This is a genomic window from Arthrobacter sp. V1I9 (genome assembly GCF_030817075.1).
In the GTDB taxonomy this organism is placed as follows: domain Bacteria; phylum Actinomycetota; class Actinomycetes; order Actinomycetales; family Micrococcaceae; genus Arthrobacter.
Genome location: NZ_JAUSYU010000001.1, coordinates 2381940 through 2398823 on the forward strand (window position 1 = coordinate 2381940; position 16884 = coordinate 2398823).

Sequence of the window (16884 nt, forward strand, 5' to 3'; positions counted from 1 at the left end):
TAAGAACTGGAAGGCTAAGCCGGAACGTTGCCGCGGAAGAGCTTGACGGCGTCCCGCATGGAGGCGCGGGCGCGCTTGCGGTCGCCGGCGGCGTCGTAGGCGCAGCTCAGCCGGAACCAGGAACGCCAGTCATCCGGTGCTGCCTCAGCCTCCGCCCGATACTTCTCAAACTCGGCATCGGCTGCGGAACGGACAATACGCCCTGCCGGCGTCCTGGGCAGCTCGTCTACCGGGAGCCCGCCTTCGGCTTCAAGGACTTTCGCCATCTGCTCGGTGCGGGCCCCAAACATCAGTTCCCGGACCAGCGCCCAGGCACCGATCACCGGCAGCACGAGGTAGGCCGCCCCGATGGCTACAGCTGCCGGGTTGCTGTCTGTCAGCAGCAGAACTGAGCGCTGGAAGGACACCACCAGGTAAAAGACCAGGAGCAGCGTTACCGCCCCCACCCAGATCTTGGTGCGGTTCTTCCGGAAACCAGCCAGCACTCCGCCCACGGTTAGAGCCCCAGGTCCAGGTAGCCGTCCAGGCCAACCGTCAGTCCGGGGTGGGCGGCTACCTTCCGCAGGCCAAGAAGCACGCCGGGCATGAACGAGGCGCGGTCAAACGAATCGTGGCGCAGGGTCAGCTGCTCACCGGCGCTGCCGAGCAATACTTCCTGGTGGGCCACAAGGCCGCGGAGCCGCACGCTGTGGACGCGTACCCCGTCCACCTCGCAACCGCGGGCGCCGGCAAGTTCGCTGGTGGTGGCATCCGGACTCGGCGGTACCTGCGCGGCACTGCGTTCGGCGGCGATGAGTTCTGCGGTCCGGACTGCGGTGCCCGACGGCGCGTCAACCTTGTCCGGGTGGTGCAGCTCGATGATCTCCACCGATTCGAAGTACTTGGAGGCCTTGGCAGCGAAGGCCGAGGCCAGCACCGAGCCGAGGGCGAAGTTGGGGGCGATCAGCACGCCGGCCTCCGGGTGGCCGGCCAGCAGGTCCCCCAGTGCGGACAGTTTGCCGCTGCCCCAGCCGGTGGTGCCCACCACGGCGTGCATGCCGTGTTCGACGGCGAAGCGGACGTTCGCTTCAGTGCTCTCCGGAACCGTCAGGTCCACCACGAATTTGGCGCCGGCTGCGGTGAGCTGGTCCAGCGAGTCGCCCCTGCCCAAGGCGGCGACGAGCTTCATGTCAGCGGCGGCTTCGATGGCTTTTACGGCTTCGGCGCCCATGCGCCCGTTCGCGCCCAGCACGGCAACGGGCAAGGGCGCAGAAAGTTGTTCGGTCATGGCGTTAACCCTACCGGTGGGCTCACGGCGGACAGGAACCGCGGAGTGTGCGTTACCTCGCAGGAACTGGTATGTGGCAGCGTGACGGTGGGCGCACCGGGCCGGTCAGGCAATGGAGAAGGTGGCAGCATCAGCTGCCCGCGCCCACCCATTCCACCGTTCCGTCGGTGAAGAACTGTTCCTTCCAGATGGGAACCTGCTCCTTGATCCTGTCCACCAGCTCGGAGCAGACGGCGAACGCCTGGCCCCGGTGGGCTGCGGACACGGCACACACCAGCGCGGGGTCGCCGATCTCCAGCATGCCGATCCGGTGTGCCGCCCAGATCCGCACGGGCTGACTGGAGGAGGCGTTGACCGAATGTTCGGCAACGAGGCGGGCGACGACGTCGGCCATCACCTGGTGCGCCGTGGGATGCGCACTGTAACTGAGGCGCTCGACTGCCTTGCCGCCGTCGTGATTCCGCACTACGCCGCTGAAGCTGACCACCGCACCGGCGGTGTCGCTTTCCACCGTCGCGATGGCCTGGTCGACGGAGATGGGATCAGCGCTCAGGACAGCGTTGACCACCTCGAATGCTGTTTCAGTGCCCATGTCCGCCTTCCAGCTGGTCGCAAAGGTGCCCGATCACGGGGGCCAGGACGGTCAGTCCGTCCATGACCCCTTTGGGTGATCCGGGTAGGTTGATGATGAAGGTAGATCCTGCAGCGCCGGCATGACCACGGCTGAGGGCCGCCAGCGGGGTCTGGGCGGCCCCTGCGCGGCGGACCGCTTCCATGATGCCGGGTATCTCGCGGTCCAGCAGCGGCAGGGTGACATCCGGTGTGCGGTCGTCCGGGCTGAGGCCCGTGCCCCCGCTGGTGATGACGACGGCGGGGCGCTGGGTCAGGAGTGCGCGGAGGGCTGCGCCTACCGGCTCGCCGTCGGGAACCACCATGGGTGGAAAAACGTCGAAGCCGTGTTCGGTCAGCCAGTCCGTAATCACTGGGCCGGTTTCGTCGTTGTATATGCCGGCGGCGGCCCGGGTGGAGGCGATCACGACGCCGGCCTTCCGTCCTTGGACGTCGCCGTGGCGGTGGGGGTCGGGCGCGTTGAGGGTGCTGGTCACAGTGTCCAGTCCCCGCTCTTGCCGCCGCTTTTGGCGAGGACTTTGATGTCGTTCAAAACGGCATGCTTGTCCACAGCCTTGATCATGTCGTAGACGCTGAGGGCCGCGACGGAGGCTGCAGTGAGTGCTTCCATCTCCACCCCGGTAACGCCGCGGGTCTTGACCGTGGCGAGTATGGATACCGAGTCCGGTGCAAGCTCGAAGTCCACGGTGACCTTGGACAGCGGCAGCGGATGGCACAGCGGAATCAGTTCGGGTGTCTTTTTGGCGGCCATGATGCCGGCAACCCGTGCCACGGCCAGGGCGTCGCCCTTGGGCAGGCCACCTGAACCGAGCAGGCCCATGACCTCTGCGGTGGTGCGGACCGTGGCGGTGGCAGTGGCCTCACGGGTGGTTTCGGCTTTGGCGGAGACATCCACCATCTGGGCGCTGCCGTCCTGGCGCAGGTGCGTCAGCGCGGCCTGGGTTTGTTCTGCATTCACAGCATCCATACTTCCACCTCCGCCCCTGCCGCGAGCGCGGCCACTCCTTCGGGGACGTGAACCAGCAGGTTCGAGCCCGCGAGCGCGTGCATCAGGTGTGAACTTTCCCCGCCCTGGAGCTCCACTGTCCCGTCCGGCTGCAGGGTGCCGCGGCGGATCTGGTGCTTGTGCTCGGGCGACGTGAGGGGATGCCTCAGCCTGGCGCGGATGGGCAGTCGTCGTGCAGGGGTACCGAGAAGGCCGGCCAGGACGGGACGGAGGAACATCTCAAAGGACACCAGGCAGCTGACGGGGTTTCCGGGGAATCCGAGGAAGGGGCGCCCTTCGAAGGTGCCAATCCCCTGCGGGCCGCCCGGCTGCATGCCCACGTGCAGGAACTCCACCGGCTGGTCCTCCATGGCCTGCCGCACCACCTCGTACGCGCCTTTGCTGACCCCGCCGGTGGTGACGATCAGATCCGTCCCGCCACCCTCGCTCCGCAGCAGCCTGCGAAGCGCCTCCGGGTTGTCAGTGGCTATTCCCGCACGGCGGACCTGGAGCCCGGACTGCTTCATGGCTGCTTCGAGGAGTGTGCCGTTGGAGTCGTAGATCTTGCCGGCGGGCAACTCCTGGCCGGGTTCCACCACTTCGTCGCCTGTAGTGACCAACAGGACCGTCACGGCCTTGTATACCGTCACCTCCGGGATGCCCAAGGCCGCGAGCAGGCCCAACTGTGCCGGGCCAAGGAAGGTGCCGGCTGCCAGGGCCGTTTCACCGGTCCGGACATCGCTGCCGGCTGCCCGCACAAAAGTGCCGGGCGCGGCCGTTGGCAGCGTCACCGTTGCCTGCTCCGTGTGCGGAAGGAAACGGTCCGGAACGGCCCGCTCAATGGGGACGACGGCGTCGGCCCCTTCCGGGAGCATAGCCCCGGTCATGATCGGGGCGGCCATGCCAGGCCGAAGGGCTGCGGGGCTTGCGCCCGCTGGAACGGGAGGCATAACACGCAACTCCGCACCGCCGTCGGGCACGTCCGCGGAACGGATGGCATAGCCGTCCATCTGGGAGTTAGCGAAGGGCGGCAGGCTGATGGGGGCGCGGACGTCGCTGACCAGGCCGCGGCCCAGCGCCTCATGCAGGGGCAGTACTTCCGTCCGGTCCGAGGACTGCAATGGACGCAGGAGTTGCTCGACGGCGGCGGCATGCCCAGCCACGGACCGCGCCTGGTGATGCGCTTGACGCCCCTGGTGGTTGGGCTCGTGCGTCGCGTCGCCACCGCCCTGATGCTGCGCTTGGCCATTAATCGTTTCATCCAGGGACGTTCCATGGGGTTTCGGGCTGGTCATGGTTCCGCCTTCAGTAAGCCATCAGGGTTGCACGTCCACTCTAATCGTGTGGAACCCGGTGGCCCCGTCAGGCGCCACGGGCCTGCTCTGCTCGTCCTGCGCCTGGCCTGCGAGATCCGTGGCCCGGACCTGGACCTCGTACTGCCCTTCCGTCAACTCCATCGCCAGCTTCCACTGGTACCAGGTGTCCAGCGAGATGCCTTCCGCCAGTTCCGCCTGCTGCCAAGAACCACGGTTCACCCGGAGCTCCACCTTGCCGATGCCCGTGTGCTGGGCCCAGGCGACGCCGCCGAACATCACCGTTCCCGCCTTCACAGGCCGGCCGCTTCGTGGCACATCGATCCGTGAAGAGGTTTTGATGGGGCCCCGCTCCGACCAGCCCCGGGGCGTCCAATAGGCCGTGTCATCCGCGAACCTGGTGACTTTCAGCTCGGTGACCCATTTGGTGGCCGACACGTAGCCGTAGAGTCCGGGCACCACCAGCCGGACCGGGAAGCCGTGTTCGAGCGGCAGCGGCTCACCGTTCATGCCGACGGCGAGCAGGGCCTCACGGTTGTCGGTGAGCACTTCCAGCGGGGTTCCGGCAGTCCAGCCGTCCACACTTTTCGAGAGCACCATGTCCGCGCCGGTTTGCGGCCCGGCAAGGGTAAGCAGGTTGCGGACGGGCCAGCCCAGCCAGCGTGCGTTGCCTATGAGGTCTCCGCCCACGACGTTGGACACGCAGGCGATAGTCACATGGCGTTCGGTCAGGGGTTTGGCCAGGAGTTCGGCGAAGGTCAGCTCCACCTCCCTGTCCACCATTCCGGTGACTTTCAGGACCCATGCGTCCGGATCGACGGCGGGGACCGTGAGGGCCGTGTCGATGCGGTAGAAGTCCGGATTGGGGGTGACCAGCGGCTGCATGCCGTCGATTTTCGCCTCAGCGGTTGGCGGGACTGGCGGCGCCGGCGAGTTGGGGACCGGCAGAGCTACGCGGCTCCGGGCTTCGCTGACCGCAACGGAAGCACCGCGCCATTTGGCCGCCAGCGCTCCACCGATGACGGCGAACGAGGCTCCGCCGGCCAGAGCCTGCAGAAAACGACGGCGGGCAGGCGCGGCATCGACTCCTGTCCGAGGTTCATCGCTCCCCCATTCCTGCAGCCTGGTGATCAGGAATCGAAGCAGGACGCCGGCGACGGCGGAGGTGAGGACCGCCAGTGCAATCGCGGTGAACGTGGCTTGGGCGCGGGTCAGGACGGCCGCCAGGCCCACAAGCCCAAAGACGGCAACCACCGCGACGCCCCTCAGCCGGCGGCGTTCCCCCACCACGCCCGCCAGTGCGGCCAGCGCAGCGATCACCAGGCCCATTCCGACCAGGAGAGCCACTTTGTCCGCTGTACCAAACAGTGCAACGGCCCAGTCCTTGACACCGGGAGGAATGGCATCGATGACGGCGCTACCAACAGCGGTCAGAGGCGACAACGACGGACTGACGACGCCGGCTACCAGCTCCCCCAGCACCACTGCACTGCCCACCGCCACCACCCCGGCGGCCGCCGCCCACCGCCCGTTCCAGTGTGGCACTGCCTGGGGCGGCACTGCCTGAGTCGGCAGCGAAGGTGCCGGTTGCTCCGGCAGCCCCGACCCGTCGTCGTGCGTTGCCTCCCTTGGCCGTGAGGTGTCCACCCTTCAAGCATAAGTTCGCGGAGTACCTGTGGCGCCTGACCTGTCCTGGGCCCTGCCCGGTCTTCTGCTGCCCGCTTGCCCGTGTCACGGGGTGTGATGCGCAACCCAACGTGGCGTAGCCTGAATTCATGAGTGTTCAGCTAGGCATGCCCCAGCCGCGGGAGGAAGCAGCACCCCTGCCGTCGGTTCCTGTTGCCCGCCCCGCTGATGCTCCGGCTGGACTCGCGGACCGCTATGGACGCCGGGCCACGGACATGAGGCTGTCCCTGACGGACAAATGCAACCTTCGCTGCACCTACTGCATGCCTGCCGAAGGCCTGGAATGGCTGGGGAAACAGGCGGTGATGTCTGCGGAGGAAATCATTCGGATTGTGCGGATCGGCGTAGAGCAGCTGGGAGTTCGTGAATTGCGGCTTACCGGTGGGGAGCCCCTTGTGCGGCACGATCTGGTGGACATCATTTCGGCCCTTCGCAGCAACCACCCCGGCCTGCCCATTTCCATGACCACCAACGGCGTGGGACTCGCGAAAAAGGCGGCGCCGCTGAAGGCTGCCGGCCTGACGCGTATCAACGTGTCGCTGGATTCGCTGCACGAGGAAACCTTCACCCAGCTGACCCGCAGGCCGTTCCTGAACCAAGTGCTGGCCGGGGTGGACGCAGCCTGGGCGGCGGGTCTGGGCCCGGTCAAGCTCAACGCGGTGCTGATGCGCGGCATCAACGACGCCGAGGCGCCATCGTTGCTCGCCTGGGCCCTGGGGCGCGGGTATGAGCTTCGTTTCATTGAACAGATGCCGCTTGACGCCGACCACGGCTGGACGCGGCGGAACATGATTACGGCCGCCGAGATCCGCCAGGTTCTCTCCACTGATTTTGCCCTCAGTCCCGATCCCCGCGCCCGTGACGGTGCCCCGGCGGAGCGTTTTGAAGTACGACGGCGTGTAGCCGGGTCCGCTGACGGCGCTGCGGGCGCGTCAGGCCCTGTGTTGGGCACGGTGGGCATCATTGCCTCCGTGACCGAGCCGTTCTGCTCGGATTGCCGCAGGACACGGATCACTGCAGAGGGCAAGATCATGAGCTGCCTGTTCTCCCGGGAAGAATTCGACCTGTTGGGTCTCCTGCGCTCGGGAGCAACCGACGAGGCCCTCGCCCAGCGGTGGCAGGACGCGATGTGGCTCAAACCCAAAGCCCACGGAATGGACCACGTGGGACTTGACGCTCCGGACTTCGTCCAGCCGGACCGCAGCATGAGCGCCATCGGGGGCTGAAACTTTTGAACGTACGTTACTTCGCTGCCGCACGCGCGGCCGCAGGCATGGAGGAAGAGAGCTTCGACCTGGCGCCCGGCGCCACCGTTGCTGACCTTCTCGAGACCGTTTCATCCGTGGAGCGCCCCGAGCCTCCCGCCGGAACTCCCCCGCTCCCGCGCATCCTGTCCCGGAGCAGCTTCCTGCTCAATGAGGTGGCCGTGCGGGACCGAGCCGTCGTCCTGAAGGCTGATGACGTGGTGGATGTCCTGCCCCCGTTCGCGGGCGGGTAGGAGTACCTTTCCTCGCGTTCAATTCGGCCTTCAGGTTGCCGGTTCCTCCCTTGAAGACGTGCTTCCCCCTCAAATGTCAGTGCCTTCGCCGAAGATGTCGGTATGCGGATTTCGGCAGACGGCGAGACCAGCGCGGCCGGCGCGCGTTCCAGCCGCACAGGCTGTCCCTGACCGCCCAGCACCTGCCCCCCACCCAGATTGTCAGTGCTTCCGTAGAGGATGCGGGTATGGAGTCGAAGATGGCGGGCGGGGCGACCAGAGACCTGGCACTTGTTCCTGCCCCCGCTGATCCAGCCGAGGTTCCGGTTAAGCGGGCCGTCCCCGTTCCCACTCAGAATGTCAGTGCCTCCATAGATGATGTTGGTATGGGAAACGGCGGAGGCGCAGTGGCAGCGATGGAGGGCATTCACGCCTCCGTTGCCGGCGTGGGGGCCCTGTTTCTCAAGGATGCCGCCCTGGCCACTACCGCTGCAGCCGGTGGCGGGGTTGACGCGCTCCAGCGCGCGTACGAGATCCGTTTGGACCGGTTGGGGCTGCTGTCCAAGCTCGAAGCGCAGATAGCTGGGCTCAAGGCACGCGACGCAGCCGAAGCCTTCGAACTGCAACAAGCGATGACCCCACCGGACGCGCCCGTGCACGAACGCACCTACAACGAGATGTCAGCAATCGAGGAAACCGCCGGCGTCCTGACCATCAGCGGACCCGCAGCCGGAGCGTTCATCACCCAGTCCCGCCACCTCTGCTCCCTCCCGCTCGCCCTGGCGGCACTGTCCTCCGGAACCATCTCCTGGCAACACGCGAAAATCATCGCCGACGAAACAGAAGGCCTCACCCCCGCCGGCGCCAACGCCCTGGTAGCCCATTTCCTGGACCCGGACGCACCCCACCCGGCCCGCGGAGCCGCCGCCGGGAAACTGGTGCCCTCCCGCTTCCGGGCCAGGATAAGGAACTGGCGCGAACGCCACCACCCCGAATCCATCGAAAAGCGGCACACCAAAAGCGCGGCCGACCGCCGCATCGAATACAGCCCCGACCGCAACGGCATGGCATGGTTCTCCGCCTACCTGCCCGCCCACCAGGCATCCGCGATCTGGAACAAAATCACCGCCCTCGCCCGCGGCGCCCAAAGCCCGAACGAACCCCGAAACCTCACCCAACTCCGGCCCGACATCCTCACCAACCTCCTCCTCAGCGCAGGACCCACACTCAGCCGCGACGAACACACCAGCCCGCACACCCCCGACGAGGGCCCCGCGGACGGCTCCCAGGACGGCGCCGCGGACGGGGGCACCGACGCCACCACAGGCAACAACGGGTACGCGGATGTCGCCAAAGTCCCGGTCCCGAACACAACAGTGCTCGTGACCGTCCCGGTGTTCGCACTCCTCGGACTCACCGACGAACCAGCCGTCCTCGACGGGCACGGCCCCATCCCCGCCTCCATGGCACGCAAACTCCTCACCGACGGTGCCACCTCGTTCCACCGCGTCCTCGTGGACCCCCGCGACGGCGCACCACTGGAAATCGGACGCACAAAATACCGGCTCCCCGAAGCCATGAAACAGGCACTGCGCCTGCGCGACGGAAAATGCACCTTCCCCGGCTGCAACAACCGCTCCCCCGACAACGAAACCGACCACCTCCAACCCTGGCAGCACGGCGGAACCACCGGAATCAGCAACCTGGCACAACTCTGCCCAAAACATCACCGCCTCAAACACAACAGCCGCTGGACACCCACCCCAGCCACCCGAAACGAACCACCCGGCTGGACCTCACCCACCGGCCGCCACTACCAAAGCGAACACCACAACTGGGAACCACCACACTGGCCAGCGGCAGTGCTGTCGAGCCCTGAATTTAGCGAGGATTCCCGGCTTTATGAAACACTGCCTGGCGAATTTCAGGTCCGGGAAGCTTCGGACAAAGGTTCCCGGCTGCATGAAACCCTGCATGAGGAATTTCCGGTCTGGGAAGCTCCGGACGAGGACCTTGTGGACCCTGATGACATAGCCGCGAGCGACTCGTGCTGGGAGGACTTCTACGCAATGCCGCATGTCCTGCCACCTGATCCGGAGAAGAACTGGGAATTGCTCCCGACCTGAATGACATCAGAACGTCAGCCTTTTCTGAACACCGAAGTCATAAAGGGGGTGTACGCCGTGCCAGTACCGTTGGCGCCGACGCCCGCCCCCAGATTCCCCTCCCCCAAACCGCCTTCCCATGCGGCGCCGCCTGCATGGGTACGAAGTTCGGTCACATGCCTTAGGACGCCGCCGTCAGCGCGCAAGGTGTGGCGGGTCCATCCGGCGTTGCCGTGGCGTTCCATGCGCAGGACCCCTTCATGCCACTGACAACGGGCCGGTGCCTCCGGCGCCAGGCCCGCGCTGTCCACGTAATACCACAGAACGTCCTGGTGATCGGGATCCACGGTGAACATCCCGTGGCCTTCGAAATGCGTCCCGTCCGCCTCAACGTGGCGGTAGCTCTGCACCACGGCGAAGCCGCCCGCCACGCGCCTGTACGTCACCTCCGCATCAACGGTCCGCTCCGGCCCCCATGGACCAGCCGCAAGGTGGGTGCTGCCCCGCCAATGGCCGAGCAGGCCAGCCAGTGCTGGATGGTCGTGCAGCGGTTGGTCCTGTGTCCGCGGGCCCTGTGTCCGCGGGTCCTGTTCCGGGTGGTCGGATGACGGGGTGTCAAAGGCATGGCCGTCGTCGGCAAGTCCCTCATGGGCAGGAGGGGTGTGGGCAGGACCTTCGTTGCGGGGAGGCACAGGGCCCGCTCCGAATCCATCCACGCCTTCCACCCCTCACGAACCACACGCCAGCTAAACCCACAGAAATCCGACGTCGGTTGGCCTGATCCTACGCCCCCTGGCCAAGGCGAGGAGAGCCGTCAGAGACCGAACGTTTCGGTCTCCTCAAACGGTCCGACAACGGTCACAGTCCTTGGTGCGGCTGCAAGCTCCGCCGCAAGGTCCTGAACCTGCTCCGCCGTAACCGACTTGATCAGCCGCAGCGTCTCGTCGATGTCCTGGTACTCGCCGGAAACGAGTTCGGCACGGCCCAGCCGCGACATCCGCGATCCCGTATCCTCCAGCGCCAGAACGATTCCGCCGCCCAGTTGGCCCACAGCCTTGCGCAGCTCGTCCTCGGTGATTCCGTGCTCCGCGAGCTTGTCCAATTCCGCACCGAGCAATTCCAGGACCTGCCGAACCTTGGACGGCGTGCACCCCGCGTACATGCCGAAGTACCCGGCGTCGGCGTAGGAGGAGGCGAACGAGTAGGTGGAATACACCAGGCCGCGCTTCTCGCGAATCTCCTGGAACAGGCGCGAGGACATGCCCCCGCCCAGCACGGCGTTCAGGACGCTCATGACGTAGCGCCGTTCGTCGGTAGCCACGATGGTGGGGCAGCCCATGATAATGTTCGCCTGCTCCACCGCGCGCTTGACCACGTGAAGTCCGGCGGTCCCCGTAATCAGCGCCCGGTCAGTGGAACGCCTTTCCACCGGCGCTGCATCCGCCTTCAGCGACCAGCCCGCGGTCTCGAGGGCGTCCACCACAAGGTTGCAGACGACGTCGTGCTCCAGGCCGCCTGCTGCCGTGATCACCAGCTCGTCGGGCCGGTAATACCGCTGGTAGTGCTCCCAGACGGAGTCGCGGGCCACCGCCTTAATGGCGTCCGGGGTGCCGCCGATGGGCCGGCCCAGTGGGTGGCTGCCCAGCACGGCTGAGACAAAGTGTTCGTGGGCGACGTCGGTGGGGTCATCGCTGTCCATGGCGATTTCCTCGAGGATAACGTCCCGTTCCTGTTCCATCTCCGTCGGGTCGAGAACGGCTCCGGTAATCATGTCGGCGATGACGTCGATGGCCATCGGCAGGTCCGAATCCAGGACCCGTGCAAAGTAGCATGTGCTTTCCTTGGCCGTGGCCGCGTTTGACTCACCGCCCACCTCGTCGAAGGCCGAAGCGATTTCCAGCGCTGTACGGCGCTTGGTTCCCTTGAACAGGAGGTGCTCCAGGAAATGGGTGGAACCGTGCTGTCCCGGGGCCTCGTCGCGGGAGCCGACGCCAACCCAGAAACCAATGGTTGCCGACCGCTGTCCCGGCATTGCCTCGGTCAGCACCCGTACTCCCCCGGGCAGCACCGAACGCCGGACCTCGGAGCCGCCGTCGGAGCCGTGGAACCAGGGTGTCGCCGCGGTGGTTCTGCTCAAGCGGCAGGGGTACAACAGTCATTGAGGCCTTTCAAAAGGGGCAGCCGGGATCTGGCTGCCATCGTAACAGCGGCGGGGCCGGTGGATCATCCACCGGCCCCGCCGATTCATGCTTGTGTTCCGGAAACCGGAGCTGCTAGATGTCAGCGCCTTCAGCAGGTTCCGTGGTGTGGGCGCGCTCGGTCTCAACCTCGGCGCCTTCTTCCTCGGCAACTACCGGGGCGAGCGAGAGCTTTCCACGGTCGTCGATCTTGGTGATTTCCACCTGGACCTTCTGGCCCACCGAGACCACGTCATCCACGTTGTCCACGCGCTTGCCGTTGGCCAGCTTGCGGAGCTCGGAGATGTGCAGGAGGCCGTCCTTGCCCGGGGTCAGCGACACGAACGCACCGAAGGTGGTGGTCTTGACGACCGTACCCAGGTAACGCTCGCCGATTTCCGGGACCTGCGGGTTGGCGATGGCGTTGATGGCGGACCGTGCTGCGTCTGCAGACGGGCCGTCGGTGGCGCCAATGTAGACCGTGCCGTCGTCCTCGATGGAGATGTCGGCGCCGGTGTCTTCCTGGATCTGGTTGATCATCTTGCCCTTGGGGCCAATGACTTCGCCGATCTTGTCCACGGGGATCTTCACGGCGATGACGCGCGGTGCGAACTCGGAGAGCTCGTCTGGGGTGTCGATGGCCGAGTCGATGACCTCGAGGATGTGCAGGCGTGCTTCGCGGGCCTGCTTGAGGGCTGCTGCCAGGACCGAGGCGGGGATACCGTCAAGCTTGGTGTCCAGCTGGATGGCCGTGACGAACTCGGAGGTTCCGGCAACCTTGAAGTCCATGTCACCGAAGGCATCTTCGGCGCCGAGAATGTCGGTCAGTGCCGCGTAGCGCGTCTGGCCGTCAACCTGGTCGGAGACCAGGCCCATGGCGATACCGGCGACGGCGGCCTTCAGGGGCACACCGGCGTTCAGCATCGACAGGGTGGAGGCGCAGACAGAACCCATCGACGTCGAACCGTTGGAGCTGAGAGCCTCAGACACCTGGCGGATGGCGTACGGGAATTCCTCACGGGACGGCAGGACCGGCACGAGTGCGCGCTCAGCAAGGGCGCCGTGGCCAATTTCGCGGCGCTTGGGCGAGCCCACGCGTCCGGTCTCACCGGTGGAGTACGGCGGGAAGTTGTAGTTGTGCATGTACCGCTTGGTCTTCACCGGGGACAGCGAGTCGATCTGCTGTTCCATCTTCAGCATGTTCAACGTGGTGACACCCATGATCTGGGTTTCGCCGCGCTCGAAGATGGCCGAACCGTGAACGCGGGGCAGAACCTCGACCTCGGCGGTGAGCTGGCGGATGTCCGTCAGGCCACGGCCGTCGATGCGGATCTGGTCCTTGAGGATGCGCTGGCGCACAACCTGCTTGGTGACCGAGCGGAACGCTGCAGACAGCTCCTTCTCGCGGCCTTCGAACTGGGCGCTCAGGGACAGCGAAGCGGTAACTTCGTCCTTCAGCGCGTCCGAAGCGTCGTTGCGCTCCGTCTTGTCCGCGATCTGGAAGATAGCGGCCAGCTTGTCAGCGGCAGCAGACTCGACGGCTGAGTAGACATCGTCCTCGTAATCGAGGAATACCGGGAACTCCACAGTCGGCTTGGCAGCGCGTGCAGCCAGGTCGGCCTGGGCGTCGCACAGTGCCTTGATAAACGGCTTGGCAGCCTCAAGGCCCTCGGAGACAACCTCTTCAGTGGGGGCGGTAGCGCCCTGTTCCTTGATGAGGTTCCAGGAGTTGTCGGTAGCTTCGGCTTCAACCATCATGATGGCGACGTCGTCACCGGCAACACGGCCGGCCACCACCATGTTGAAGACGGAGTTTTCCAGCTGCGAGTGCTTGGGGAAAGCAACCCACTGTGATCCGTTTTCGTCAGCAACCAGGGCAACGCGAACACCGCCGATGGGGCCGGAGAACGGCAGGCCGGAAAGCTGGGTGGACATGGAGGAGGCGTTAATGGCCACCACGTCGTAGAGCTCGTCAGGGTTGATGGCCAGGACGGTCACCACGATCTGGACCTCGTTGCGCAGGCCCTTCACGAAGGCGGGGCGCAGCGGGCGGTCCATCAGGCGGCAGGCCAGGATGGCTTCGGTGGACGGGCGTCCTTCGCGGCGGAAGAACGAGCCCGGGATACGGCCGGCAGCGTACATACGCTCTTCGACGTCGACCGTCAGCGGGAAGAAGTCAAAGCCTTCACGCGGGTGCTTGCCGGCCGTAGTGGCGGACAGCAGGGCGGTGTCATCGTCGATGTACACCATCGCCGCACCGGCTGCCTGCTTGGCAAGGCGGCCGGTTTCGAAGCGGATTACACGCTTGCCAAAACGGCCATTGTCAATGACTGCTTCTGAGAACTGGATTTCGGGACCCTCCAAGAGAGTCACCTCCGTTTCTTTCTTACGGAAGTCCAGCCGCATCAACCCAGGCCAGCATCTGTCTACTGGCCCTGCACCCGGTCGTCGATCGAGACCCACGGGCCGGGGCTTCAGTCAACGAAGCCGTTCCCGGGGATCACTACCGAGGACCGCGAATGCGTGATGCGGTTGATCCTCCTGTTTAATTTTTTAGGTGAAGGAGGCGGCCCATCCCGTGCGGGAACGGGCCGCCCCTAAGTCCGACTAGCGGCGCAGGCCGAGGCGCTCGATGAGCGCACGGTAGCGGGCGATGTCGGTCTTCTTGAGGTAGCTCAGCATGCGCTTGCGACGACCAACCATGGCCAGCAGACCGCGCTGGGTGTGGTAATCGTGCTTGTGCTCCTTCATGTGCTCAGTCAGATCCTTGATCCGCTGGGTAAGGACAGCAACCTGAACCTCGGGTGAACCGGTGTCGCCTTCTCCGGTTGCGTATTCCTTGATGATGGACTGCTTTACAGCGGCTTCAAGTGCCACGATAACTCCTAGGGATGTGCCGTGAGGGCCCAGGTCAGTAAATCACTGCCGGGTCTGCCGCCGCGGCTGGTCCGGGAAACCCGGACAGTGCCACACACAACAGGAACCAGCCGCCACGGACTGCAGCCGGATCCATCCCTCAGTTTACCGGCCCCCGCCCAATCTTGTCGAAACAGACCCCACCGGCCAGCCGCGTCACCAACCTCCCAGGTCAATACAGCTAGTCCGTTAGTGCGCCAGCTGCTCCCGGATTGCCGCCATGCCCTGCAGGACCTCCGCGAAGCTGGTGCTCAGCGGCGAGAGTCCCACCCGGATGCCGTGCGGGGCGCGGAAGTCCGGGATGACGTCCTCGTCCCAGAGCGACGCGACGTTCTCTTTGGTGAAACCGGGGTGGTCCAGGGTGATGTGGCTGCCCCGCTCCCCCGGCTCCCGCGGCGAGGCAAGTTCCACGCCCAGGGGTGCCAGCCAGGCTTCGAAGACCTCGACGGCAAAGGCGGTCAGCTTCACCGACTTCTCCCGGATGGCGGCCATAGTGGCTTCCTCGATAAGGTCGAGCGTGCCCCGCATGGCCAGCATCCCGAAGATCGCCGGGGTGCCGCTGAGGAATCCCCGGATACCCGCGGCCGGCTGGTAGCCGGGGCCCATCTCGAAAGCGTCCTTGCGGCCCATCCACCCCCAGATCGGCTGGTTGAGCGAGGGGAGGTGGCGCTGGTTGACGTAGGCGAAGGCGGGCGATCCCGGCCCGCCGTTGAGGTACTTGTAGGTGCAGCCGGCAGCAAAGTCCACGCCCGCACTGTCCAGGCCGATCTCGACTGAACCGGCAGAATGGCAAAGGTCCCACACCACCAGCGCGCCGGCGTCGTGCACTGCTGCAGTGATGCCCGGCAGATCCGCCAGATGGCCGGAACGGTAGGCGATGTGGCTCAGGAGTACGACGGCGGTGCGCGGCCCGGCAGTTTCGCGCACCTGGTCCACGGTCACCCCCGCGTTGGGGTCCGCTTCGATCCAGCGGAGTGTCAGGCCTTCCTCGAGGGCGATGCCCTCCACGAGGTAGCGGTCCGTGGGGAAGTTTTCGGTATCAAGGACCAGTTCGTTGCGGTCGGGGTCGGCCACGGCCGCGAGGGCAGCGCGGATCAGCTTGTACAGCACCACGGTGGTGGAGTCAGCGATGATTGTTTGTCCGGGTGCGGCGCCGAGCACGGCGCGGCCCAGCTGGTCGCCGATGGACTGGGGCAGCTCCAGCCACTCCTCGTCCCATCCCCGGATCAGGCGTCCGCCCCAGCCGTCCCGGATGAACGCGCCGATGTCCTCTGCGGTGCGCTGGAGCGGGCGGCCCAGTGAGTTGCCGTCGAGGTAGGACAGGGGTGTATCGGTGCCGATGAACTGAGTGCGGTAACGCGCCAGCGGATCCTGCCGGTCCAGTTCGGCGGCGCGCTGCTGCAGGGCCGCTTCCTTGTCGTCGGAGTTTCCCACGGTTAGTTGCTCCTGTGTTGTCACTGGCCGATCTCCGTCCGGACGGCGAACAGTTCCGGGAAAAAGGTCAATTCGAGGGCTTTCTGCAGGAATGCTGCGCCGCTCGAGCCGCCGGTTCCCGTCTTCATGCCAATGGTCCGCTGCACAGTGCGCAGGTGGCGGAAGCGCCATAACTGGAAGTTGTCCTCAAGATCCACCAGCTCCTCGCAGGCCTCGTAGGCGCCCCAGTTGTCCGCGGCGTTCTCGTAGATGTGCTTGAAGAGCGGCACCAGTTCGGGCGTGAACTCGTGGGCCTGGGTGACGTCCCGCTCGAGCACACCCCGGGGCACAGCAAACCCCTGGCGGGCGAGGTAGGCCAGGAATTCGTCATAGATGCTGGGCGCGTGAAGCAACTCATCCAGCATGGCGTGGGCTTCCGGATCCGAGTTGAACACCGGAAGCATCTTGTGGTTCTTGTTGCCCAGAATGAACTCAACGGCCCGGTACTGGCTTGACTGGAAGCCGGAGGAATTGCCCAGGAAGCCGCGGAACTGCGAATACTCTGTGGGAGTCAGCGTGGCCAGCACCGACCACTGCTCGGTGAGGGTTTTCTGGATGTGCTTGACGCGGGCAATGCCTTTGAGCGCGGAACCGAGGTCGTCCGCACGGAGCCAGGCAGCAGTGCTCCGCAGCTCGTGCAGCACCAGCTTGAGCCACAGCTCAGTGGTCTGGTGTTGGATGATGAAAAGCATCTCATCGTGATGCTGCGGCTGGCTGACCGGCTGCTGCGCACTAAGCAGTGTTGGCAGTTGCAGGTACGAGGCGTAGCTCATCCTCGAGCTGAAATCGCGGACAATGCCTTCGTCCAGTTTTCTGGTGTTCTTCTCAACAGACACGCAACTGCCTTTCCCTGGG

Annotated in this window: 16 protein-coding genes; 3 read left to right on the forward strand and 13 right to left on the reverse strand. The window is 65.6% G+C overall.

Annotated elements, in window-relative coordinates; translation table 11 throughout:
* Positions 1 to 14: 14 nt before the first annotated feature.
* From QFZ70_RS11245 to QFZ70_RS11275, 7 genes are all read right to left on the reverse strand, one after another.
* Positions 15 to 494 carry a hypothetical protein gene (locus QFZ70_RS11245; RefSeq protein ID WP_307095615.1) on the reverse strand — a complete coding sequence of 160 codons (480 nt, stop codon included), beginning with the start codon at positions 492 to 494 and terminating at the stop codon, positions 15 to 17.
* 2 nt (positions 495 to 496) lie between these two features.
* A complete protein-coding gene (gene dapB / locus QFZ70_RS11250) occupies positions 497 to 1267 on the reverse strand; it encodes a 4-hydroxy-tetrahydrodipicolinate reductase (protein WP_307095617.1) in 771 nt (256 codons plus the stop codon).
* A gap of 130 nt (positions 1268 to 1397) precedes the next feature.
* The gene (locus QFZ70_RS11255) at positions 1398 to 1859 is read right to left on the reverse strand and encodes a molybdenum cofactor biosynthesis protein MoaE (RefSeq protein ID WP_307095619.1); all 462 of its coding nucleotides are present in this window, start codon (positions 1857 to 1859) and stop codon (positions 1398 to 1400) included.
* Positions 1849 to 2373 carry a MogA/MoaB family molybdenum cofactor biosynthesis protein gene (locus QFZ70_RS11260; protein ID WP_307095621.1) on the reverse strand — a complete coding sequence of 175 codons (525 nt, stop codon included), beginning with the start codon at positions 2371 to 2373 and terminating at the stop codon, positions 1849 to 1851. The genes QFZ70_RS11255 and QFZ70_RS11260 overlap by 11 nt, the downstream gene beginning before the upstream one ends.
* On the reverse strand, positions 2370 to 2864 hold the full coding sequence (gene moaC / locus QFZ70_RS11265; RefSeq protein ID WP_307095623.1) for a cyclic pyranopterin monophosphate synthase MoaC: 495 nt from the start codon (positions 2862 to 2864) through the stop codon (positions 2370 to 2372). Before moaC ends, QFZ70_RS11260 begins: the two co-directional genes overlap by 4 nt.
* Positions 2852 to 4177 carry a gephyrin-like molybdotransferase Glp gene (gene glp / locus QFZ70_RS11270; RefSeq protein ID WP_307095625.1) on the reverse strand — a complete coding sequence of 442 codons (1326 nt, stop codon included), beginning with the start codon at positions 4175 to 4177 and terminating at the stop codon, positions 2852 to 2854. Before glp ends, moaC begins: the two co-directional genes overlap by 13 nt.
* 21 nt (positions 4178 to 4198) lie before the next feature.
* The gene (locus tag QFZ70_RS11275; protein ID WP_373461678.1) at positions 4199 to 5740 is read right to left on the reverse strand and encodes a molybdopterin-dependent oxidoreductase; all 1542 of its coding nucleotides are present in this window, start codon (positions 5738 to 5740) and stop codon (positions 4199 to 4201) included.
* 230 nt (positions 5741 to 5970) lie between these two features.
* Between QFZ70_RS11275 and moaA the strand changes: the two genes are divergently transcribed.
* The 3 genes from moaA to QFZ70_RS11290 all read left to right on the forward strand — a co-directional run bounded on the left by moaA (position 5971) and on the right by QFZ70_RS11290 (position 9484).
* On the forward strand, positions 5971 to 7107 hold the full coding sequence (gene moaA, locus QFZ70_RS11280; protein ID WP_307095627.1) for a GTP 3',8-cyclase MoaA: 1137 nt from the start codon (positions 5971 to 5973) through the stop codon (positions 7105 to 7107).
* A gap of 5 nt (positions 7108 to 7112) precedes the next feature.
* On the forward strand, positions 7113 to 7379 hold the full coding sequence (locus tag QFZ70_RS11285) for a MoaD/ThiS family protein (RefSeq protein ID WP_307095629.1): 267 nt from the start codon (positions 7113 to 7115) through the stop codon (positions 7377 to 7379).
* A gap of 227 nt (positions 7380 to 7606) precedes the next feature.
* The gene (locus QFZ70_RS11290; protein ID WP_307095631.1) at positions 7607 to 9484 is read left to right on the forward strand and encodes an HNH endonuclease signature motif containing protein; all 1878 of its coding nucleotides are present in this window, start codon (positions 7607 to 7609) and stop codon (positions 9482 to 9484) included.
* Positions 9485 to 9498: 14 nt separating this feature from the next.
* Here the strand turns inward: QFZ70_RS11290 and QFZ70_RS11295 are convergent, their stop codons facing one another.
* From QFZ70_RS11295 to kynA, 6 genes are all read right to left on the reverse strand, one after another.
* Positions 9499 to 10155, reverse strand: a complete 657-nt coding sequence (locus QFZ70_RS11295; RefSeq protein WP_307095633.1) for a DUF1579 family protein — start codon at positions 10153 to 10155, stop codon at positions 9499 to 9501.
* Between the two features lie 122 nt (positions 10156 to 10277).
* A complete protein-coding gene (locus QFZ70_RS11300; protein ID WP_307095635.1) occupies positions 10278 to 11600 on the reverse strand; it encodes a pitrilysin family protein in 1323 nt (440 codons plus the stop codon).
* 136 nt (positions 11601 to 11736) lie between these two features.
* A complete protein-coding gene (locus tag QFZ70_RS11305; protein WP_307097863.1) occupies positions 11737 to 14004 on the reverse strand; it encodes a polyribonucleotide nucleotidyltransferase in 2268 nt (755 codons plus the stop codon).
* A gap of 243 nt (positions 14005 to 14247) precedes the next feature.
* The gene (rpsO, locus tag QFZ70_RS11310; protein WP_307095637.1) at positions 14248 to 14517 is read right to left on the reverse strand and encodes a 30S ribosomal protein S15; all 270 of its coding nucleotides are present in this window, start codon (positions 14515 to 14517) and stop codon (positions 14248 to 14250) included.
* 228 nt (positions 14518 to 14745) lie between these two features.
* Positions 14746 to 16014: a kynureninase gene (locus QFZ70_RS11315; protein ID WP_307095639.1), complete on the reverse strand. Its 1269-nt coding sequence runs from the start codon at positions 16012 to 16014 to the stop codon at positions 14746 to 14748.
* A complete protein-coding gene (kynA, locus tag QFZ70_RS11320) occupies positions 16011 to 16865 on the reverse strand; it encodes a tryptophan 2,3-dioxygenase (protein ID WP_307095641.1) in 855 nt (284 codons plus the stop codon). Before kynA ends, QFZ70_RS11315 begins: the two co-directional genes overlap by 4 nt.
* Positions 16866 to 16884: the final 19 nt, after the last annotated feature.